The 19,651-nt window shown below is 54.2% G+C and carries 20 protein-coding genes; 10 read left to right on the forward strand and 10 right to left on the reverse strand.

Going from position 1 to position 19,651, the window contains the following annotated elements; all coding sequences use genetic code 11:
- Nucleotides 1-57: 57 nt before the first annotated feature.
- The 4 genes from ACOCF6_RS10490 to ACOCF6_RS10505 form a co-directional block, all read right to left on the reverse strand.
- Entirely contained in the window at nt 58-690 is a 633-nt protein-coding gene (locus tag ACOCF6_RS10490) for a uracil-DNA glycosylase (RefSeq protein ID WP_482460331.1), read from the reverse strand.
- Between the two features lie 67 nt (nt 691-757).
- On the reverse strand, nt 758-1,165 hold the full coding sequence (locus tag ACOCF6_RS10495; RefSeq protein ID WP_482460332.1) for a PIN domain-containing protein: 408 nt from the start codon (nt 1,163-1,165) through the stop codon (nt 758-760).
- Nucleotides 1,156-1,437 (reverse strand): type II toxin-antitoxin system Phd/YefM family antitoxin, encoded by a 282-nt coding sequence (locus ACOCF6_RS10500; protein ID WP_482460333.1) that lies wholly within the window; start codon nt 1,435-1,437, stop codon nt 1,156-1,158. The genes ACOCF6_RS10495 and ACOCF6_RS10500 overlap by 10 nt, the downstream gene beginning before the upstream one ends.
- Before the next feature lie 138 nt (nt 1,438-1,575).
- The gene (locus tag ACOCF6_RS10505) at nt 1,576-2,661 is read right to left on the reverse strand and encodes an NAD(P)H-dependent flavin oxidoreductase (protein ID WP_482460334.1); all 1,086 of its coding nucleotides are present in this window, start codon (nt 2,659-2,661) and stop codon (nt 1,576-1,578) included.
- A gap of 361 nt (nt 2,662-3,022) precedes the next feature.
- On the opposite strand from ACOCF6_RS10505, the gene ACOCF6_RS10510 reads away from it, so the two are divergent.
- The 10 genes from ACOCF6_RS10510 (at nt 3,023) to ACOCF6_RS10555 (ending at nt 15,165) form a co-directional block, all read left to right on the forward strand.
- Entirely contained in the window at nt 3,023-4,012 is a 990-nt protein-coding gene (locus tag ACOCF6_RS10510; RefSeq protein WP_482460335.1) for a chromate resistance protein ChrB domain-containing protein, read from the forward strand.
- Between the two features lie 130 nt (nt 4,013-4,142).
- Nucleotides 4,143-5,285 (forward strand): hypothetical protein, encoded by a 1,143-nt coding sequence (locus ACOCF6_RS10515; protein ID WP_482460336.1) that lies wholly within the window; start codon nt 4,143-4,145, stop codon nt 5,283-5,285.
- Between the two features lie 67 nt (nt 5,286-5,352).
- Complete coding sequence (locus ACOCF6_RS10520) at nt 5,353-6,393, forward strand: DMT family transporter (protein ID WP_482460337.1); 1,041 nt, start codon at nt 5,353-5,355, stop codon at nt 6,391-6,393.
- Between the two features lie 27 nt (nt 6,394-6,420).
- The gene (chrA, locus tag ACOCF6_RS10525; protein WP_482460338.1) at nt 6,421-7,593 is read left to right on the forward strand and encodes a chromate efflux transporter; all 1,173 of its coding nucleotides are present in this window, start codon (nt 6,421-6,423) and stop codon (nt 7,591-7,593) included.
- Nucleotides 7,594-7,631: 38 nt separating this feature from the next.
- A complete protein-coding gene (locus ACOCF6_RS10530) occupies nt 7,632-8,279 on the forward strand; it encodes a 3-keto-alpha-glucoside-1,2-lyase-like domain-containing protein (RefSeq protein ID WP_482460339.1) in 648 nt (215 codons plus the stop codon).
- Nucleotides 8,280-8,741: 462 nt separating this feature from the next.
- Nucleotides 8,742-10,811 (forward strand): protease pro-enzyme activation domain-containing protein, encoded by a 2,070-nt coding sequence (locus ACOCF6_RS10535; protein WP_482460340.1) that lies wholly within the window; start codon nt 8,742-8,744, stop codon nt 10,809-10,811.
- Between the two features lie 69 nt (nt 10,812-10,880).
- Nucleotides 10,881-11,900, forward strand: coding sequence for a serine hydrolase (locus ACOCF6_RS10540; RefSeq protein WP_482460341.1), 1,020 nt, complete (start codon nt 10,881-10,883; stop codon nt 11,898-11,900).
- A 127-nt stretch (nt 11,901-12,027) separates the two neighbouring features.
- On the forward strand, nt 12,028-13,452 hold the full coding sequence (locus ACOCF6_RS10545) for a hypothetical protein (RefSeq protein ID WP_482460342.1): 1,425 nt from the start codon (nt 12,028-12,030) through the stop codon (nt 13,450-13,452).
- A gap of 93 nt (nt 13,453-13,545) precedes the next feature.
- Entirely contained in the window at nt 13,546-14,385 is an 840-nt protein-coding gene (locus ACOCF6_RS10550; protein ID WP_482460343.1) for a BRO-N domain-containing protein, read from the forward strand.
- A 3-nt stretch (nt 14,386-14,388) separates the two neighbouring features.
- Nucleotides 14,389-15,165, forward strand: a complete 777-nt coding sequence (locus tag ACOCF6_RS10555; protein WP_482460344.1) for an MlaE family ABC transporter permease — start codon at nt 14,389-14,391, stop codon at nt 15,163-15,165.
- 15 nt (nt 15,166-15,180) lie between these two features.
- On the opposite strand, the gene ACOCF6_RS10560 is transcribed toward ACOCF6_RS10555, so the two are convergent.
- The 6 genes from ACOCF6_RS10560 to ACOCF6_RS10585 form a co-directional block, all read right to left on the reverse strand.
- Nucleotides 15,181-15,783, reverse strand: coding sequence for a hypothetical protein (locus tag ACOCF6_RS10560; RefSeq protein ID WP_482460345.1), 603 nt, complete (start codon nt 15,781-15,783; stop codon nt 15,181-15,183).
- The gene (locus ACOCF6_RS10565) at nt 15,755-16,570 is read right to left on the reverse strand and encodes a ParA family protein (RefSeq protein WP_482460346.1); all 816 of its coding nucleotides are present in this window, start codon (nt 16,568-16,570) and stop codon (nt 15,755-15,757) included. The genes ACOCF6_RS10560 and ACOCF6_RS10565 overlap by 29 nt, the downstream gene beginning before the upstream one ends.
- Before the next feature lie 19 nt (nt 16,571-16,589).
- The gene (locus tag ACOCF6_RS10570; RefSeq protein WP_482460347.1) at nt 16,590-17,489 is read right to left on the reverse strand and encodes a roadblock/LC7 domain-containing protein; all 900 of its coding nucleotides are present in this window, start codon (nt 17,487-17,489) and stop codon (nt 16,590-16,592) included.
- A gap of 17 nt (nt 17,490-17,506) precedes the next feature.
- Nucleotides 17,507-18,100 carry a hypothetical protein gene (locus ACOCF6_RS10575; RefSeq protein WP_482460348.1) on the reverse strand — a complete coding sequence of 198 codons (594 nt, stop codon included), beginning with the start codon at nt 18,098-18,100 and terminating at the stop codon, nt 17,507-17,509.
- Nucleotides 18,101-18,118: 18 nt separating this feature from the next.
- Nucleotides 18,119-18,634 carry a hypothetical protein gene (locus ACOCF6_RS10580; protein WP_482460349.1) on the reverse strand — a complete coding sequence of 172 codons (516 nt, stop codon included), beginning with the start codon at nt 18,632-18,634 and terminating at the stop codon, nt 18,119-18,121.
- Between the two features lie 213 nt (nt 18,635-18,847).
- Nucleotides 18,848-19,630: a DUF4388 domain-containing protein gene (locus ACOCF6_RS10585; RefSeq protein ID WP_482460350.1), complete on the reverse strand. Its 783-nt coding sequence runs from the start codon at nt 19,628-19,630 to the stop codon at nt 18,848-18,850.
- Between the last annotated feature and the right edge of the window lie 21 nt (nt 19,631-19,651).

Consider the following 19,651-nt stretch of genomic DNA (forward strand, 5'->3'; position numbering starts at 1 on the left):
AAAGCCGCCCCGGTTGCCCGGGGCGGCTCTAACAGTATCGGAAAATTTCAGGCCGCCCTATTGCAACGCCTCCATGCCGGCCGCGAATGCCGTAGCCCCGCCATTGGCCGGATGCCGCACATAGGCCGAAGCAATGACGCCCATGGACATCATCAGCTGTTCCGCTTTCTTGCCGACGGCAACAACCTGAGCCGCAGGGAACGCGGCGATCAGGGCATGCAGGGCGGGCGCCCCCAAAGCCAGTTCAGCAGGGGTGGGGGTGCGGTTGGACCAGAGATTATCGCTGCGATGGGGATGGAGCTGCAGAGCGTTCCAGAGGATTGTGCTCTCGGCGATGCCCAGGGTGTTGAGTGTCTTCCAGACAATGGTGGCCGAAGGTTCGGAAAACGGCAGGTGACGTGTTGAGAGACGCTGCGATACTGCCGGGATGCGCGGAATGGCGCCTTCCATCAGCAAACGTTCGCTGGTGAAGGCGATGCCGCTGTAGCGGCAGCCCTGGTAGCCGGGCGCCTCACCCACCAGGATGAAGGCGGGATCACAATCCAGATGACAGGCCAAACGCTCCAGGCGCGCGTCCGGCCCATTATCGGCACATTCATGGGGACAGTGGTCGCGCCACGGGTTGAACAACCCCGGCACGCCGGACGGCAGGGATTCTATGAGGCGGGTGGCGAGGGAGAGAGTTGACATTAATGAGCAGTTCCTTGTGTGTATATACGAACATTTATCCGAGCATGCGAATACGTGTCGGACCTGATTATACCTGCCGCACTTCCAGCCGTAATCCCTCGATCTTCTCAAAATCACGCCGGTTAGCCGTAATCACCGTGTAATCCAGGGAAATGGCCGTCGCGGCAATGATCAGGTCATGCGCTCCTACCGTAAAACCCCGCTGGACCAGAGATGCCCATATTCTGGCATAGATGCGGGCAACTCCACTATCAAACGGAAAAACCGGGATCATCTCGATCACTTTTTCCACGAAGGCCTGGCGTCGGATTTTCCGGGTTTCTGTGTCAGCCCGCTCGACCCCATGGAGTAGTTCGGCCATTGTTACCACGCTGATGCCGAACGGTTCATCTTCGCGACCAGCCACCAGACTCTCGACTGAGCCACGGCTTCTTTCAAGCGCGATGATCTCACTGGAATCAAGTATCACTCCCATGGCAAGGCCTTCGGCATGGGAGGTTGCGAACTGGACGCAGCTATCACATCGGCCTCAAAGGTGGTGTCATTGCTGTCAAGATGGGGAAGGGATTGCACAATAGCACGCAGGTCTGCCAGGGTAACGCCAATGCGGGCCGGTTCTACCGGAATCAGGGATGCGGCCGGTTTCCCGCCACGGATAACGGTGTACCTGTCTCCACGGTATTTGATGTTGTTGAGCAGTTCCGAGAAATTTCTGACCGCCTCGGTTGAACTGATTGCTGTTTGCATGGCAGCCTCCGTAAAATATGATAATCATATTTTACATTAAACCTTGTTTCTTACAATGTATTTTCGCACTTCATGGGCAAAAAAAGGCCCGCGGTGTGAACCGACGGGCCTTTCAACAAGAAATGTACAAATTTACCGCTAAGCGGCGTCCTTCAATTCCACATCATCTCCGAACAGTTCGTCAAAAATGGCCTGGACCGTGGTGATGTGGTCGGATTTCCAGGCGTTGGTGCCGCAGAAGACCAGACCGGTCTCCACGTCCCCGCGTTGAGCCCGGTCCAGTGACGTCACGATGCAGAAACGCTCGCCCGATTCCTTGTAGGAGCATTTTTTCAGACATCCCAGGCGACAGGGGGTAGCATTGTCCAGATCGTACTGGCGGATCTGGTCCTGGTTGCTGAGGATGGCGCGGCCCGGCAGGCCGGCCGGACTCATGATCAGGCCGATATCCTCCGGCTTGCAGTCGATATACTTCTGCTTGAAGGCGTCATCGGCATCACACTCTTCCGTGCAGACAAAGCGGGTGGCCATCTGCACGCCGTCGGCGCCTTCGGCCAGGGCATGATCCAGTTCAGCACGCCCCCAGATGCCGCCGGCCGCGATCACCGGTACATGGACGCCGTATTCGCTGATGAAAAATTCTTTGACCTGGCGGACAGTGGCGTACTGATCGTAATCGCCTTTTCCGATGTTCTCCAGCTTCTCTCCCAGGTGGCCACCAGCTGTATCCGGGTCTTCCACCACGACCGCATCGGGCAGGCGATGAAACGACTTGTACCATTTCTTGGCAATCAACTGGGCGGCCCGCAGCGAGGACACGATCGGCACCAGGGCCACATCCGGGGCGTGGGCGGTAATTTCCGGCAGGCTCATCGGCAACCCGGCACCGCAGACGATGACCTTGGCCCCCCCCTCGATGGCGGCCTTTACCAGCTGTTCGTAGTCGGACAGGGCAACCATGACATTGACGCCGATAATGCCGTCCGGAGCAATTTCATAGGCCTTGCGCAGTTCAGCCTTGAAGGCCTCGGCATCGGCCTGGAAGTAATTTTTACCATTATAATACGGGCTGTTGAGGCAGATGCCGGGAGCAGCAACCAGTCCTACGCCGCCGCATTTGGCCACATGCCCGGCCAGATTCCCGGCAGAGATACGTACCCCCATACCACCCTGAATGACGGGATAGCGGGCGATATGTTTTCCGATTCGCAATGAGTGAGGCATGGCAGCGTCTCCTGAAAGATAAATTGAGTTTTGCATCTTATCAATCATCTGTCCCGTGCTGTGTAATAGTTTTGTAAAAGGTCGCAGGTGGAAAGGGTATGCATTGTGAAATGCCAATAAATGTTGTCTCTCAATCTGAGGAGGTGATCGCAGTGAAGCACTTTCACATTCGACACGCCCCCTGTCAATTTACCAATAAATCAATAAGACTCTTTTTGTTGACATCCGTGTAGCATGCGTTACATGATGTAGTAGATGCTACATGAATCGTGGTCGTGGATCGCTGCTAGCAAAACCGCCCCGGCGCCTCTGACAGGCGTCCTACAAGATGCAATCTGACGGTAGACATATGGTGCTCTCTGTGAAAAACGATAAAACAAGGAAACAGGAGTGGCTACTCTTTTTTTACAGCATACCGTCTAAACCGGTCAGTAACCGGATGAAGATATGGCGGATGCTGGTAAAGGCAGGAGCCGTTCAATTCAAAGGGTCGGTGTACATCCTGCCCGCCAGTGACGACCATTACGAACTGTTCCAGTGGCTGGTATCAAGTGCTGCCGGCATGAAGGGTGAAGCAGCTTTTGTCAGGGTGTCAGAAATCGAGACCATGAAGGATGCAGAAATAGTCAGTCTCTTTGACCAGCAAAGGGACAAGGATTATCTGGATATAGGAATGAGGCTTGATGAGCTCGAGAACAAGATTGATAGCATTAAAAAAGGTGCGGACGCGAAGAGCTACAAGAAAATTAAGGATGATTTGGGCAGAATTGCCAAGGATTTTCAAGATATCGCCAAGATAGATTTCTTCGTCTCCAAGGTGCAAAAAGAACTGGAGCGCCGGTTGAAAACCATCGCTTCGGAGATTGCCGGCATGACTCAGGGTGATTCTGTTAAACCGGCACTTGAGGTTATCAAGAGGCATGTTGCAGACTACCAGGGCAAAACGTGGGTCACCAGGAAAAAACCATTCATCGACCGGATTGCGTCAGCATGGCTGATAAAGAGGTTTATCGACAAGAAAGCCGCATTCGGTTTTATCGACGAAATGGAAATCGATGGCGTGGACAAGGATTCGATTACATTCGACATGGTCGGCGCAGAATTCACCCATGTCGGGGATATGTGCACCTTCGAGGTGCTCCTCAAGTCGTTTGGGCTGAAAGACAAGGCACTCGGCATTTTGGCCGAGATAGTTCACCAGCTTGACTTGCAGGATGATAAATACCGGCAGGCGGCGGCAGAAGGTCTGAGATATATTCTCGACGGTATCAGAAGGACGGTCAACGACGACCGCGAGGCTTTGGACAAGGGGATGACTATTTTTGAGATGCTCTATGCTGCGAACAGGTGACTATCCATGGAGCAAAAAAGACAACCACGAAAGGAACTCTATGATAAGTAAAAATACAACAAGCGCCTTATCAATCACGGCAGCAGCGCTGGTAACGTTCACGTTTTCAGCCATAACAGGGGCGGAGGCAATGTCGTTTCCGCAGGGAACAGCCACCCCATCAGAAGCCTGTGGCACTTGCCACAAGGCAATCTACAACGAGTTTGCCCATGGTTTTGGTGCGGACATCCACTACAAGGACATTACCCTGAAGTCTGCCACCGACGGCAAGCTCAAGCTGCCGGCCGGAGTCTCCGATAGCGCAACTGCACATGCTTTTGCCGGTGTAGACCCGTTCCCTGTCCATGCACGGGACGTTGAGGAAGCGGGTAGGTCATGCAATGTCTGTCACTATCCCGAAGCCTTCGCCATACCAGACATAAATGAGCCGGAGATGACCAAACCGAAGGCTCGCCCCAAGACTCAGGAACAGGGCGGCTTGACCTGCGCCAGCTGCCATCTGACCCCGGAAGGCAAGATTCGTGCTGCTCATGACGTCAAGGCGCCGCATGAAACCGTCGCCGACCCCGCCATACAGACAGCAGCCATGTGTGCCTACTGCCACAGCATGGGGAAACGCATACCCGGCAAGCAGACACAGACATTCCTTGAGTGGCGTGACGATTTCTTCAAGAAGGGACTCGGCAAGCAGCATTGTCAGGACTGCCACATGCCACGAACTGAAAGAAAGGTCGCTGAGAACAGTGATGCTCCCGCGAGAGCTGTTGCCCGTCATCTGTGGACTGGCGGACGTTCCTTGCAGCGCCTGCAGAGTGCATTGAGTCTGGTTGCCGTCCAGCCTGAGCAGGGCAAGTCCAATCTTGAGCTGCATGTTATCAATATCGGTGCCGGTCATTCTGTGCCTACCGGCTCGAACCGGCGTGGAATCTACCTGATCTCGGACGTGGTTGATAAAGCCGGCAAGACGGTAGCTTCCAAAGAATGGCTGTTTGCTCCATGGTATGGCAATCGCCCGGATGACAAGTCATTCCTCGACGAAGACAAGAAGCGCCCTGATGCCGGAGCTGCCGCTCAGGCAGATGCCCAAGGACCACACGAGACAATAATCAGGGCTGGAGAAGAGCGGGTGCTCTCGTGGGTGCCGGAGCTCAAAGCCGGCGAGTACACGGTAACGTCCCGGTTGGTGTATGACCTCAACCGGTACAATGACCGGGGCTTCACTGACGACCGGACAGAGTTCAACAGAACGAGTCTGACCATCAAGGTAAAATGAGTACCCAAGGGGGCTGTTAACGCAGCCCCCTTGATTACGTGGTATATTCCTAAGGGAGTATGAACAGATGTTATCCGGCCAGTTCCTTGCAATTCTTTCCGCAGCACTTTTCGGCATTTCTCCGGTGCTCTGCAAACTGGTGATTGGGGACATGTCGCCAGCCCTGCTGGCCGGTCTTCTCTATCTCGGCTCGGGAATCGGCTTGCAAATCCTGTTGTTATCCCAAGGTAAAAACTCTGTTGAGGAATTAAGGAAACTGCCATCCAAGCATCGACTTGCATTGTTGGGTTCGGTGATATCCGGTGGCATAGTCGCGCCGCTGTTACTTGCCTATGGCATTAAATTCGGCACTGCTTCCGAGGTGTCTCTCCTCCTGAATTTTGAAACGGTTGCGACCACTCTCATTGCATGGTTGTTGTTTAAGGAACAGGTAGGGGGTGGCGTCTGGAGTGGCAAGGCTTTCATTATTCTTGGGTCATTTGTGGTGGTTCTCAAGACCGAAGGCGCTTTTTCCTTTTCCGTAGCCGGGTTGCTGGTAATTCTGGCCTGCGTCTTCTGGGGAATCGACAACAATCTGACCCGAGACATTGAAGACATGCCGGCAACGGTGCTTGCAAGCATCAAGGGGTTGTTCGCGGGAACATTCAATATTGTGCTGGCGTCCATATTCTTCACCGGAACGGCGACAACTGTCCAAGTCACAGGCGCTCTCCTGGTCGGTGCAGTTAGTTATGGTTTGAGTTTGGTGTGTTTTATCGAGGCGCTCCGCAGGATAGGTTCTTCAAGGACGAGTACTTACTTTGCTGTAGGCCCCTTCATCGGAACGTTGCTCGCGTTCATCGTGCTTGGCGAACGTCCTCCAATGATATTCTGGGTGGCGGCTTTATGCATGTTTGCGGGAATACTGTTCCTCTACCGCGAGATGCACAGCCATCTTCATAAGCATGCAATGCTTTCTCACGGACATACTCATATCCATGATGAACATCATCAGCATGATCATGTGGGTATAAGCATAGCAGAGCCACACGAGCACCAGCATATTCACGAACATATCATCCATTCCCACGTTCACTGGCCCGATATCCATCATCGGCATCAACATTAAGTCCAACTCCAAAAAGGGGGGATGGACATGCAGGAAAGACAGGCAGACAACTCAGAAACGACTTCCCTGAAACAGTTAGGGCTTTGGGGGCTTGTCGGCTACTTCCTGCGCCTGGGTTCATCTGGCTTTGGCGGCCCGATTGCGCTTGCCGGATACATGCAGCGGGACTTGATCCCTCGCGGTTGGATTACCGAGGACGAGTACATGGAGGGGCTGGCATTCTCGCAGATGATGCCCGGCCCCCTTGCCGCTCAGCTTGCCATGTGGATTGGGTATATCAGGCATGGGGCGCTGGGTGCGTCCCTGGTCGGCATGGTTTTTATCCTTCCTGCTTTTCTGATTGTGCTCGGCATTTCTTTTCTTTACGTGGCCTATCAGGGCATGGCCGTTGTTCAGGCTTTGTTCTACGGCATCGGTCCGGCAGTCATCGCCATTGTAGCTAGCTCCGCTTTTCGCCTGGCAAAGGCTACGGTGAAGACAGACCGCCGCATGTGGCTGGTTTTTGCTACGGTAGCTGTAATCACTGTCGTGTCGCGCACCGAGATAGCCATCCTGTTTGTGATAGCCGGTCTCATCGGGATACTGCTCTACTCTCCACCAAGTAGCTGGAGAAAGCCTCAAAGCATGTTGCCAAGCCTGCTGACTCCCTTTGTAGGAGCAGTAACGACGATAGCGGCGCCGATTATCTGGCAGTTGGGTGCCTTTTTCGTTATGGCAGGTGCATTCACGTTCGGTAGCGGGCTTGCCATCGTACCATTCCTGCATCAAGGGGTTGTGCTTCAGAATCACTGGCTGAGCGAACGTCAGTTTCTCGATGCCGTTGCAGTCGGTATCATTACGCCGGGTCCAGTAGTAATCACTGCGGCGTTTGTAGGGTATCTGGTCGCCGGCTTCTGGGGTGCAGTCGTCGCGGCTGCCGGGGTCTTCATGCCGGTCTATCTGTTTGTCCTGCTCATCGGTCGCTATATCATCAGGTACAGGGAGCATCCAGCCCTGAAAGGGTTTGTCAAAGGGGCAACTGCCGCTGCATCCGGCGCTATTGCCGGCGCAACCGTCATCCTCGGGCAAGGCTCCATAATCGACATCACAACCATATTCATTGGTATCAGCAGTCTGGTTGTGCTCTGGCGCTGGAAGCCGCCAGAACCATTACTCGTCGCCGTGGCGGCGATTATCGGAGTCCTCCTGTACAGAAGGTGATTCCAGCGGTATCGTAGCAGATGACGCAAGGAGGCAGTATGAACAGAATAATCATTTTCGCAGGTGCGCTCATCATGATGATGAGCATCGGACTTTGTTATGCTCAAGATAAGCCCGTCATGAAAGACAACGCAAGCAATCCGGCTCAGTGGACTTTTGATGCCACTCAAAGCGGTAAGCTGCCGGCTGGCGTACAGGTATTCACAGGAATGTGGGCTGTACGGGCTGAACAGGGTGCGCCATCAGCACCCAATGCCCTCTGCCAGAACGGTATAGCCGATTATCCCGCCATTGTTCTCGGCACCAGAGCCTACTCAGATGTTACGGTTTCAACCAGCTTCAAGCCCATCTCAGGCAAAGAAGACCAGGCAGCCGGCATCATCTTCCGGGTTCAGGACAAGGACAACTATTACATCCTGAGGGCCAATGCCCTGGAGGATAATGTTATCCTCTTCAAGTATGTCAAGGGAAGAAGAAGCTCAATAAAGGAAGGCAATATCAAGGTTGCCAAGGGGGTCTGGCAGGAGCTCCGTGTTGATGTCAAGGGCTCGCATATTCGCGGCTACCTGAACGGCGCATTGGTTGTTGATGTCACTGACAATACGTTCAAGTCTGGTAAGGTTGGCTTGTGGACAAAAACAGATTCTCAGACATGTTTTGATAATGTGATTGTAAATACGTTTTGATAGATAAGATTGCGACTTCGCATTTCGCATAAGCGTATATGGAACTGGATGGCAGTTCTCACTTTTAACTAGCTGCTTTTAGGTACATAAATACGGTTCTCCCCCACATGTGGGGGTGAGCCGTATTTATTTGTGAGGATGATACTTGTTCTCAAATCGAACAACGTTGCTCTCTTCAAGGCCCAAAATAAATTGGCATTTTGCCACATGCTATCGTGCTGTTTTATTAATAAACCAGGGAGAAAACTTTTATTGGCATTTCACAGTATGTATAGAGCAATAAGATTAAAACGCGATGGCGTTGCCCCGGCATCAGGAGTAATATTATAAATACCGAGGGTTAAAATCATGAGTGCGTCGTCAGTGAACATGTTTAAAGTAGTTATAGCTTTATTGCTTGCTCTCACTGTTATATTTGCTGGAGCGACACCTCCGTGCTACTCCGCCCCGATCTCCCCTCAGGTGAGACTTCGTGGTCATGTACCCTCCAGGACTTTGGCCGACTCGCGGTTGCTGGGCAGGTTTGCCTCTGACACACCGCTTAACGTGGCTTTTGTTTTGCCGCTGCGCAATCAGAGCGATCTCCAGGAGCTGCTGAGAGGCATGTATGATCCGGCTGATCCGCGATTTGGCCGCTATCTCGAGACTCAGGAGTTTACGGCCAGATTTGCTCCGACCCAGGCAGACTATGATGCCGTTGCCGCCTATGCGCGCAGCCTTGGACTTGCTGTCACCAAAACTCATCCCAACAGACTGATATTGAACGCATCCGGTTTGGCCGGGACATTCGAATCCGCCTTTAACTTCCATTTTCAGCGTTATAAGACACCGGAGGGACGGGAGATATATTCCCCGGATGATGACCCGGAAGTCCCCGTATCGACCGCTTCACGTATTGCAGGTGTAGCCGGCCTGGATAATGCTGCCGTATGGCATTCGCATAACCGTTTCGTGTCGTCGGCAGAGAATGCGAAGTACTCACCATTTCAGATCGGCACAGGCCCGGGTGGCGGCTTGACTCCAAACGACGTACTGACAGCATACAATCTTAAGGGTGTGCCGGCTGACGGAACCGGTCAGATTCTTGGGCTGTTTGAACTCGACGGGTACACGCCGGGCGATGTGGCAAATTATGTAAATTTTTACTCCCTGCCCCCTGTCCCGCTGCAGAACGTCCTGATTGACGGCTTTTCCGGCAGCGCAGGGAGCGGGGCATCCGAGGTAACCCTCGATATCGAACTTCAGATCGCGCTCGCACCGGGCGCAAGCAGGATCATTATTTACGAAGGCCCGAATACGGTAACAGGGGTTATTGACACGTACAACAGGATTGCTTCGGACAATCTGGCAAAACAGGTCAGTACGTCCTGGGGGATAAGCGAGGGGCAAAACAGCGCTGCTGCCATCAGCAGCCAGAATGCCGCCTTCATGCAGATGGCGGCGCAGGGGCAGTCGATCTATGCGGCCTCCGGTGATAGCGGAGCTTTTGATAACGGCACAACTCTCAGCGTAGACGATCCAGCCTCCCAGCCTTATGTCGTCGCAGTGGGGGGCACCCAGCTCACTGTCAATGCAGGTGAGGTCTACAATCACGAAACTACCTGGAACATCAACAACACCGTGGCCGGCGGGGCAGGCGGTGGCGGTGTCAGCTCACTGTGGGGCATCCCCTCCTGGCAACAGGGGATTTCGTCAACCGTTTCGACAACCATGCGTAATGTTCCGGACGTCTCACTCAACGCGAGCCAAAACTCCGGCTATTCAATCTTCTACAATGGCGGCTGGACGATCTTTGGAGGTACAAGCTGTGCTGCTCCGCTCTGGGCGGCCTTTACCGCGCGGGTCAACCAGCAGCGCTCTGCCAACGGAGACGCTCCGCTCGGATTTGCCAATCCTGCGATCTATGGGATTGGGAAGGGGACACGTTATGGGTCTGATTTTCATGACATCACACTGGGAACAAACCTTTTCTACTCTGCAGCCGCAGGCTATGATAACGCCACCGGATGGGGCTCTTTCAACGGCGCCAATCTTCTGTCTGACCTGGCGCCCCCACGAATCTACACATTAACGTACACCGCCGGTGAAAACGGTACTATAATCGGCACCACACCGCAGAGTGTGAGCTCGGGCGGAAGCGGCACCCAGGTAATTGCCGTTGCCAGTGCCGGATATCACTTTGTTTCATGGAGCGATGGCGCAGCTACCGCCGCCCGAACCGACACACATGTGACCGCCAGCATCAACGTTACGGCAACCTTTGCCAGTGATCCATATGCCCAGATTGCCGGGTCTCCGCAAATATACTACGGACTTCTTCAGTTGGCATATAACAGTGCTGCAACCGGTGCTGTCATCAAGGCACAGGGAATAGCTTTTTCCGAGAATGTCACCATAGACAAATCGACGTCTGTCACTCTCAGCGGGGGATGGGACTCAGCCTTTTCAATTCAGAGTGGTTACACGGTATTACAGGGGAGCCTTATAATCAGCCAGGGGCTATTGGTGGTAGACCACTTAATCATAAAGTAATACATATAATCGGTGACAACATTTCATGCCGTTCAACAGCATGAAGGTTGTTCTTTACAAGGAATGTCCATGGCAATGAAGAAACTGTCCATTACATATGTGCTTTTGTGTGCAGCGACCGCTGTTTTATCGGCCCTGTGCGGCTGGTACCTTCACAGCTGGTACCACGAAACGTATGTTCACCACGCGCCTCAACGTGTTCATGCTGAAGGTTTCCGATTTACCAGTCCGTTGCTGGATGTGGAACTTCCTGAGGGTGTGGGTAGTAATGATGAACCTATGCCATTAAAAAATATGGTTGAAAAATACGTGAATACGCAAAAAAACCGCGGCCAGGCAATGGAAGTGTCCGTATATTACCGCGACCTGCTTGAGGGGCCCTGGTTTGGTATTGATGAGAAAAAAGAGTTTAATCCTGCAAGCATGCTGAAAGTACCTGTGATGGTTGCCTGGCTGAAACGTGCCGAGAAGGATCCGCAATTGCTTAAGCGGGTGATGACCAATCATTATACGGATGACATGCGGGCAGCGCAGAACATCAAACCTGCCCGTTCGGCCGAGCAGGGCCGCAGTTATACGGTTGCAGAATTGTTGCACCTTATGATGAACTATTCGGATAACAATGCTACCAGAGTGCTCTACGATCCAATATCGACAGAAGAGATCAATAATGTGATGCGAGAGATGGGTGTCGATACCCGGAATAGCAGTGCTAATTCTTTAACGGTTCATGGCTATTCCGGTTTTTTTAGAATTTTATACAACGCATCCTACCTCAACCGGGAGATGTCAGAAAAGGCACTGCAGCTTCTGAGCCTGGAAGACTTCCCGCAGGGCATGAGCAGCGGTGTGCCCAAAGGGACAGTCATTGCATCAAAATTCGGTGAATCTACCGAAGGGCCTTCTGATACGATTAAGTTCCTGCACGAGTTTGGGATTGTGTATCATGCGAAACATCCCTACATTTTGGGTGTTATGACAAAGGGACGCGATTTTGGCCAACTTGCGAATGTAATCCAAGGCGTTTCCCGGTTGGTATATTCGGAGGTGGATACCGGAATGGCTATTGCAGGACAGGGAACGCATTAAGCAATGAACAATATACATCAACGCTAGTATCCGTCGTAATGATCAATAGTAATTGTCATTACACAAGCAATTGACTCTCCAGCTTCGGTAATGAATAATGACGCATCTGAATGGCTTGGGAGGCTGGATGAAGAGATGTCTCGTAATCAGCTGGTGCATATTGCTGTGTGCCGCTACGGTTTCAACAGCGGCTGAGGAAAGGGAAGGGGCGATCATCACCCTCTGGCCGCTGTTCGATTACCGCTCCAGCCCTGCCACCGGCTACAGCAACCTCTCCATCCTGGGCCCGCTGTTCAAACGGGAGACCTCCGGCACTACGACCAAAACAGCACTTCGTCCCCTGTTTTTCAGCACTACTTCACCTGAAACCGCAGACACCGACATCCTCTACCCGATCGCATCCACCGGCAGCAGTAGCGGGGATTCGGACACCCAGATCCTCAAGCTCTACCAGAAACATGTCAGCCACAGCAACACGCCCGATGAAAAACGGGAGACCATGCTGTTTCCCTTCTATATCAGCGGCAGGTCGGAGAAATACGGCCCCTATACCTCGTTCTTTCCTGTCCATGGCGATATCTACGAACGTTTCTGGAGGGATGAGTACCACTACACCCTGTTCCCGCTCTATGGCCGTACGGTCAAGAAGGGTACGGTCTCGACCAATTACCTGTATCCCTTTTTCAACACAGTCTCCGGCGAAGGTGAGAGCGGCTTCCAGTTCTGGCCGCTCTACGGGCAGGCGGCTAAAGCGGGGGTCTACGAAAAGCGTTTCATCCTCTGGCCGTTCTTCAGCAGCGAGACCCTGGCCAGGGATACGGCCAATCCGGTCGAAAACACCAACCTGCTCCCCTTCTATGCCGCATCACGCTCACCGCAACGCAGCGCGACCTACGCCCCCTGGCCGCTGTGCGGCGTCGTGCGGGATGGCAGCGGGCAGGTCATTGAGCGGGATTTCCTCTGGCCCTTCTGGATGATCGCCGTTGGCAAGGAGTCCCGTACCGAACGCTACCTGCCGTTCTATGCCGATGCGCGAGTCAAGGACTCCCGCAGCCGCTGGATCATGTGGCCGCTGTACCGGGAACAGACCATCGACTCGCCCGGATTCCGCCAGGACAAAACCAGCCTGCTGTATTTCCTGTTCAGCCGCTCGGACGAATCCTGGCCCCAGGCCGGCCGGGAACGCGCCAGCAGCAGCTTCTGGCCGCTGTATGCCTGGAAGCGGGACGAGGACGGCCTGAGCACCCTGAGCATGCCCGCCCTGGTGGAGCCGGTGGCCTGGAGTGACGGGGTGGAGCGCAACTGGGCACCGCTCTGGCGAATTTTTATCACAAAATGGGATGACAAGGGCGATGGCGCCACCTCCCTGCTCTGGAACCTGTTCTGGCGGGAGAAGCGCGGTGCTGAGAGCGCCTGGGAGCTGTCACCGCTGGTGTCATACCGCACGACCCAGCAAGGGAGCGACTTCAGGCTGCTCAAGGGTATATTCGGCTTTAGCTCGGAAAAGGACAGAACCACGCTGAGGCTGTTATGGATCCCGTTCGGGATTTGACCGGCAACGGGTTTGAGGAAATAACTTAAAAACGACGTATCGTGTCACGGCCGTATGATATATGTTAGCGTACCTGCTGCAAGGAGGCCTGACATGACCAAAGAAACCGCTGTCAAATTATTTGAACATAGACAGGTACGCACTAAATGGGATGAAGAAAAGCAAAAGTGGTATTTCTCCATTGCTGACGTAATTGCTGTCCTGACTGACAGCCCAAATCCGCAAGTGTACTGGCGTGTACTAAAAAAACGGTTGATTTCAGAAGGAAATGAAACCGTTACAAATTGTAACGGTTTGAAAATGACTGCCCCGGACGGCAAAATGCGGCTTACCGACGTTGCCGATACGGAACAGCTTTTGCGCCTTGTCCAATCAATTCCCTCACCCAAAGCTGAACCCTTCAAACAATGGCTGGCTCAGGTCGGGTATGAGCGAATACAGGAGATCGAAAACCCCGAGCTGGCTCAGGAACGGATGAAGCAGCTCTATGAGCAGAAGGGGTATCCGAAGGAGTGGATCGACAAGCGCCTGCGGGGCATCGCCATCCGCCAGAACCTGACCGATGAATGGCAGGAACGGGGCATTACGGCGGAGCGGGACTTCAGTATCCTGACTGCCGAAATTGCCAAAGCGACCTTCGGCATTACGCCTTCAGAACACAAGGATCTGAAAGGGCTGACCCGAAAAAACGAGAACCTGCGCGACCATATGACCGATTTGGAATTGATCTTTACCATGCTGGGCGAAAAGGTGACGACCGAGATATCGCAGACAGAAAAACCGGATACCTTTGAGAAGAACAAAAAGGTCGCCAAACGAGGCGGCAATGTGGCAGGTACGGCACGCAGGGAAACCGAAAAGGAGTTGGGCAGAAGTATTGTCAGCAAGGGGAATTATCTGCCAAAAGAACTACCGGGAGCCAAAAAGAAATAAACCATGACGATATTTTTCGAATTCATAGGCCGCAAGCTGCTGTATGCCTTCCGCATCATCGGCGAGGTGCTGATCCTGCTCAAGCGGACCCTGTTCTTCTTCCGCGAGGCCCCGCGCAACCTGCCCGCCATCTTCACCCAGATGGCCATCATCGGCTACGAGACCGTGCCGATCGCCTCGGTGATGGCCTTTTTTGTCGGCATGGTCCTGGCGCTGCAGACCGGGGTGGAGCTGTACAAGTACGGTACCCAGGACATCATCGGCAGCATCGTCGGCCTCTCCATGGTCCGTGAGCTGGGGCCGGTCATGACCAGTTTCCTGGTGGCCGGGCGGGCCGGATCGGCCATGGCGGCCGAGATCGGCGTCATGAAGGTCTATGAAGAGATCGACGCCTTGAAGACCCTCGATATCGATCCGATCCGCTATCTGGCCATGCCGCGCCTGATCGCGGCCCTGATCTGCGTGCCGATCCTGACGATCTACGCCGACTGCGTCGGCATCGCCGGCGGAGCAATCATGAGCCACCTGCACCCGAAACTGTTCATCTCCTACAGCACCTACACCGACTCGCTGCGCCAGGCCCTGCTCTTTAGGGAAGTTGCCGTCGGGCTGACCAAATCCTTCGTCTTTGGCGGCATCATTGCCGTGATCAGCTGCTACGTGGGCTTCAATACCTCGGGCGGGGCGCGTGGGATCGGCGTTTCCACCACCCGCTCGGTGGTGCTCTCCTTTATGCTGATCCTGATCGCCGATTACTTCCTGACCCGGCTCTTGATGTAACTTCTTCGCAGCCGACTAATCCAGATTGGGCAGGTTTTCGAGGAGATTACGGGTGATGATCTGTTTGTGGGAATAAAAGGATGAAGAATCCGGCGCGATCAGCCCCACCACGTAATACTCCGCATCCACCGGGGGGGTAATGAAGCCGACTACCCGGGCAGTATCGTACACCAGATCGAGCCATACCAGTCTGCCCGCATCAGGGGCAACCCGCTCCAGCTGCTCTACCGAACAGATCATTTCCGCTCCGGTACCTTCGAAACCCTGCGCGGGAATTCGACCCCTGCTGGCAATGACAAATCCTTGTGAATCCGCTACGAATACCGCTTCCGCCCGTGTCAGGTTCATGCACCAGGCTACGCACTCATCCCAGCTGGAAAGCTGCTGGTGCAGCATCGTGCCCGTCGCAGCAGCCTCTTTCGGCGGGGGAGTGGCTGCGGGAGCAGCCGTTGGCCGTGACAGCATGCGGGTGGTAAATGCCTTCGACAGCCGTAGATAGTGCGGCGCATCAACCGGACCCAGCTCCTCCTGGGTGGCGCCGGCTGTTGTCGGGAAGAAGGAATTGAGGATCTGCTGCGCCTGTTTCAGGTCATAGGAGTTCGCGCTGCGCTCTTTCATCTGTTTCTCCTGTGACACCACCCAGCCCCTGGATGATGCCCTTGATCTCTGTGACCAGCAACTGGAACCTGGCTGCTTCCGGTGAGAATTGCCCCGGCAGGAAGGCCACGGGCAAGCCCTTCTCACTGGCGATGCTGAAGACGTCCGCCCGCGGGATGTACGTTTCCAGTACACCGCTCAAAGATTCCCACACCGTCGCAATAATATTGAACGACACATCCTTGTTCATCTGGACCATGGTGGCAAGAATACCCAGCAGCTCCAGACCCGGATTCTCATGTTCCTTGACGTGCGCCAGTACCCGCAGGGTTTGCGAGATTGAGCGCAGGGCCAGGGCTTCGGCCTGCAGCGGCAGCAGGACGAAGTTGCTGACGGCCAGGACCGCCCGGGTGACCATCCCCAGGCCGGAGGGGGTATCGATAATGATGTAGCGGTATCTGTCCTCCACTGCAGCAATCAGATCGCCCAGTGCCGTCGACGCGTGGAGCAGTTCTTCATAGTCAACCACATCAAGCGGGTCCAGGCGCCCCCGCGGCAGGAGCGAAAGGGTCGGGAGTTTTGTCGGCATGATGACTGCGTCGATGGACTGGTTGTCCATCATGCATTCTGCCAGCCCCCTCCAGGCGGTATCGCTCTGGGCGAGGGAAAAGCCGATCGCGCCCAGAGGATCAACATCGATCAGCAGGGTGTTGTCTCCCCCTTCCGCCAGTGCGACGGCCAGGTTCAACGCTACCGTGGTCTTGCCGGCCCCTCCCTTTGAACTGACAATGGAAAGAATATGTGCCATGCCGCCTCTCCCATCTGATTTAAATATCTTCCGTGAATCTCCGCAGTGCCGGAATGAGATCGGAAATCTTGTGTTTGATCACCCCCAGCTTGCCGGCCGAACTGAAGGATACCGCTACGAAAAACCGTTTGCGTTCGTCGGTCATCTGGGCAAACAGGGATCCCGCATCCCCCTGCAGAAAAGCGGAATCCACCAGGCCCATCTCCGTTTCCTCCGAGATCGTGCAGGCCGCCGAAAGCCAGGTGATGGTCTTCGGGATGTTATGGTCCACCTGTACCTGGACTTCATCGGCCCTATGACTTGCCAGCAGCCTTCCTTCCATTCCCGCAATAAACGAGTAGCGATACCCCGGCAGGAGGGCCAGTCCCTTCAGGAGTTCAGTCTCAACGGGCGATTCCCCGCCGGGTGCTGCTGAAAGGGAGTCAAGCGCGGGTTCACCTGCTTTCGCGGTGCCGGGAAGTACTTCGTTGAGGTGGAACAACAGGCTGGCATCTACCGAAAGCCGTTCATCTTCAGGATGCAGGGAAAGCAGCGGGGTCTTCATCAGGGAAGCAAGGGCGGCACTCACCTGGGTCCTGAAGCAGGTCCGAAGAACGGAGGGGGAGATCAGGCATTCCTCCATCAGCAGGGCTCCGAGGCTCATGGTTTTCCCCAGGGAGCGATGGATTTGCAGTGCGTGATTGGCGGCAGCAAGCTTTTCCCGGGAAACCAGGCCGATCCGCTCCAGGACCGAGCTGAAATCCTCGGCCAGACCGTTGCTGACCGCCCAGGCCACATGACCGTCGTGCATGACGACTACCCCGACCTGCTGATCGGCCCGTTTTGCGCGCAGCATGCCGCTCCACTTCGACTGTTCCGCCTTTTTCAGGGACTCGATGATTGAAAACTTGATATTGGAGTTCAATATTTCGTTTCTCATTGGCGTCAGTCTGTTCATCAAAGCGCTACCGGTTTCCTGGTCACGACAAATTCACCGTGCGGGTCGCCAGCCTCGATCCCCTTGAGCTGCTGGCAGATATAGGTATCCATCCCGTCGGGATACGGGTCGGCATAGGTCAGGTCAAAGAAGGCCTGGCACAGCCCCCGCAGCATATAGGCGCGCAGCCCTTCTCCGCCGCTGTCGGCCTCATAGTAATCATTGGCGCGGATAACCATCTTTTCACGTTCCTTGAGCTGCACGATGCCCGATTTGGCCCAGCCCCAGGCGGTGAAGGCCGCAAAGGCACCGCGCAGAATATCCTTTTCCCCCTCGGTGACCATGGGGAGGACGACATCGTTGAAGGCATCCGAGGTAATGATGCCGCAGCCGGTATGGTAGCCGCATTCATAAGCGGCCCTGACGAGTCCGTCGGCAACCTTGGCCTTCCTGTCAGCCGGCGCTGCCGCCATGATCCGTTCGGAAAAGGTGTTCAACAGGGAGGCGGGCAGCAGATTCACCAGAACGTCGTACTCCGGTATCAAGCCGTTTTCATCCCCCTGGATGGTGATTTTGGCCAGCGACTTTACGACAGTGTCGCGCATAACGGTCATTGCAGTGTTCCTCCCAATTCATGATAACGAAACGATAAAGGTTCCTTCGGTGCCATTGACGGCCATGCTTTGCGTTTCAACCACTGTATAGCTTCCGGCCGGCTTGTTGAACGCAACCGCGAACAGGGCGGCAATGTAGCCGCAGGTAACGTGATTGACCGGTTTGCTGTGGCGGCCCCATTTATCAATCCAGCCCTCATCGATATGCGAGCGGACCAGGCAGACCTCACCGCCGCTTACGGTACCGCCTACCTTCATTTTCCCCAGGCCGTAGACCGAATAATACTCCCGGCCGGCCGTGCACCGCTGCAGGGGAGTGGTCAGGCCGTTCTGGGTGACGTAGTCGTTGAGAACCGTCCACATGCTTTCTTCCACAACATCCCTGAGCAGCCGTGGTCCTCCCAGGTCTCCCATGTCTTCCGCCAATTTTGTAATCAGCGCCAGATAGTGATGGGAATGCATCACCACGGCATGACCGTTCAGATAGTGGCGGAAGGATTCCGGGTCTAAACTGAAGTCCAATGTTAATGACATTTACGGCAACCCCCTAAGCCCTGATAAACAGGATACGTGTGTTTATTAAACCTATAAAAAACATTTGAAACTGGGATGAATGGGATAAACACAGATAAATCAGATAATTAAATGCAACATATTGAAAACCAAAAAGGTAAAGGACTTTTGTTAGAATCTTTAGGTTTTATCCGTGTCCATCCAATGTATCTGTGGTTAACTGCCTTTTTAAGGTTAAAATAACAGGCCAAGCTCTTCGAAATATTTTTTGGTTTTGTGTCTGATGATACCGAGTTTCGATGCATCCGGTGCAATGATCGCCGCGATGGCATCGCCAACCGGACGGCACATGATGACCGCCTTGCCGTATTCGATAAACAGGTCCTGAAACAGGCTGACCTTCAACTCGCTGCCCATCTCCTCGACGGCATTGGTGGCATGGGCCAGGGACGCCCCCAGTTCATCTATGTTTACCCGGTTGCTGTTGCCGGCGGTTTCAATGACGAAGCCGTCCCTTCCGACCACAACAACAGCGTCTATCCCCGGTATCAGCAATAAATCGTGCAGTACCGCCGTTGAATCACGTTGATCAGTCTCCATTTCAATGCTCCTTTCAGCTGAATTGGCATTCGTAGCTGCGCTCGTATTTTTGGTATCCGTGCTGCGGTGGTCGAACAGTACGGCGGCCTCGATAATGGCGTGCTGTACCGAAAGGCCGACGTTCTTTTCTATTGACGTAACATCCGGATTGAAATGAAATTCACCCTGGTTCCAGTTTAGAATCTCTGAAAGGGCATCCAGGCCTGCCAGCGTATCCGTGGCAACGTTGGTGATCGTTCCACCCAGGAAAAAGATCTTGCCTTCGACCGCCTCGGGTTGCTTGGTCAGATGGATCATGCCGCTTTTGTAGCTTGAGGCCAGAAACTGGACCAGATCGGTAATGTTCGTCAGGGAAAGGCTGCCCTTCAAAAAATGGGTCGGGTCGCTGATCTGTAAGAGTTCTGCTCTGTTCGGCATGGCATCCTCCTTCGTTTGTGT

The sequence above is a fragment of the Geobacter psychrophilus genome (assembly GCF_056821595.1).

Bases quoted from the DNA above. Each gene is read 5' to 3' on its own strand.
- ACOCF6_RS10490 (WP_482460331.1), bottom strand. From the start codon at position 690: ATGTCAACTCTCTCCCTCGCCACCCGCCTCATAGAATCCCTGCCGTCC.
- ACOCF6_RS10495 (WP_482460332.1), bottom strand. From the start codon at position 1,165: ATGGGAGTGATACTTGATTCCAGTGAGATCATCGCGCTTGAAAGAAGC.
- ACOCF6_RS10500 (WP_482460333.1), bottom strand. From the start codon at position 1,437: ATGCAAACAGCAATCAGTTCAACCGAGGCGGTCAGAAATTTCTCGGAA.
- ACOCF6_RS10505 (WP_482460334.1), bottom strand. From the start codon at position 2,661: ATGCCTCACTCATTGCGAATCGGAAAACATATCGCCCGCTATCCCGTC.
- ACOCF6_RS10515 (WP_482460336.1), top strand. From the start codon at position 4,143: ATGTCGTTTCCGCAGGGAACAGCCACCCCATCAGAAGCCTGTGGCACT.
- ACOCF6_RS10520 (WP_482460337.1), top strand. From the start codon at position 5,353: ATGTTATCCGGCCAGTTCCTTGCAATTCTTTCCGCAGCACTTTTCGGC.
- chrA (WP_482460338.1), top strand. From the start codon at position 6,421: ATGCAGGAAAGACAGGCAGACAACTCAGAAACGACTTCCCTGAAACAG.
- ACOCF6_RS10530 (WP_482460339.1), top strand. From the start codon at position 7,632: ATGAACAGAATAATCATTTTCGCAGGTGCGCTCATCATGATGATGAGC.
- ACOCF6_RS10540 (WP_482460341.1), top strand. From the start codon at position 10,881: ATGGCAATGAAGAAACTGTCCATTACATATGTGCTTTTGTGTGCAGCG.
- ACOCF6_RS10545 (WP_482460342.1), top strand. From the start codon at position 12,028: ATGAAGAGATGTCTCGTAATCAGCTGGTGCATATTGCTGTGTGCCGCT.
- ACOCF6_RS10550 (WP_482460343.1), top strand. From the start codon at position 13,546: ATGACCAAAGAAACCGCTGTCAAATTATTTGAACATAGACAGGTACGC.
- ACOCF6_RS10555 (WP_482460344.1), top strand. From the start codon at position 14,389: ATGACGATATTTTTCGAATTCATAGGCCGCAAGCTGCTGTATGCCTTC.
- ACOCF6_RS10560 (WP_482460345.1), bottom strand. From the start codon at position 15,783: ATGAAAGAGCGCAGCGCGAACTCCTATGACCTGAAACAGGCGCAGCAG.
- ACOCF6_RS10565 (WP_482460346.1), bottom strand. From the start codon at position 16,570: ATGGCACATATTCTTTCCATTGTCAGTTCAAAGGGAGGGGCCGGCAAG.
- ACOCF6_RS10570 (WP_482460347.1), bottom strand. From the start codon at position 17,489: ATGAGAAACGAAATATTGAACTCCAATATCAAGTTTTCAATCATCGAG.
- ACOCF6_RS10575 (WP_482460348.1), bottom strand. From the start codon at position 18,100: ATGACCGTTATGCGCGACACTGTCGTAAAGTCGCTGGCCAAAATCACC.
- ACOCF6_RS10580 (WP_482460349.1), bottom strand. From the start codon at position 18,634: ATGTCATTAACATTGGACTTCAGTTTAGACCCGGAATCCTTCCGCCAC.
- ACOCF6_RS10585 (WP_482460350.1), bottom strand. From the start codon at position 19,630: ATGCCGAACAGAGCAGAACTCTTACAGATCAGCGACCCGACCCATTTT.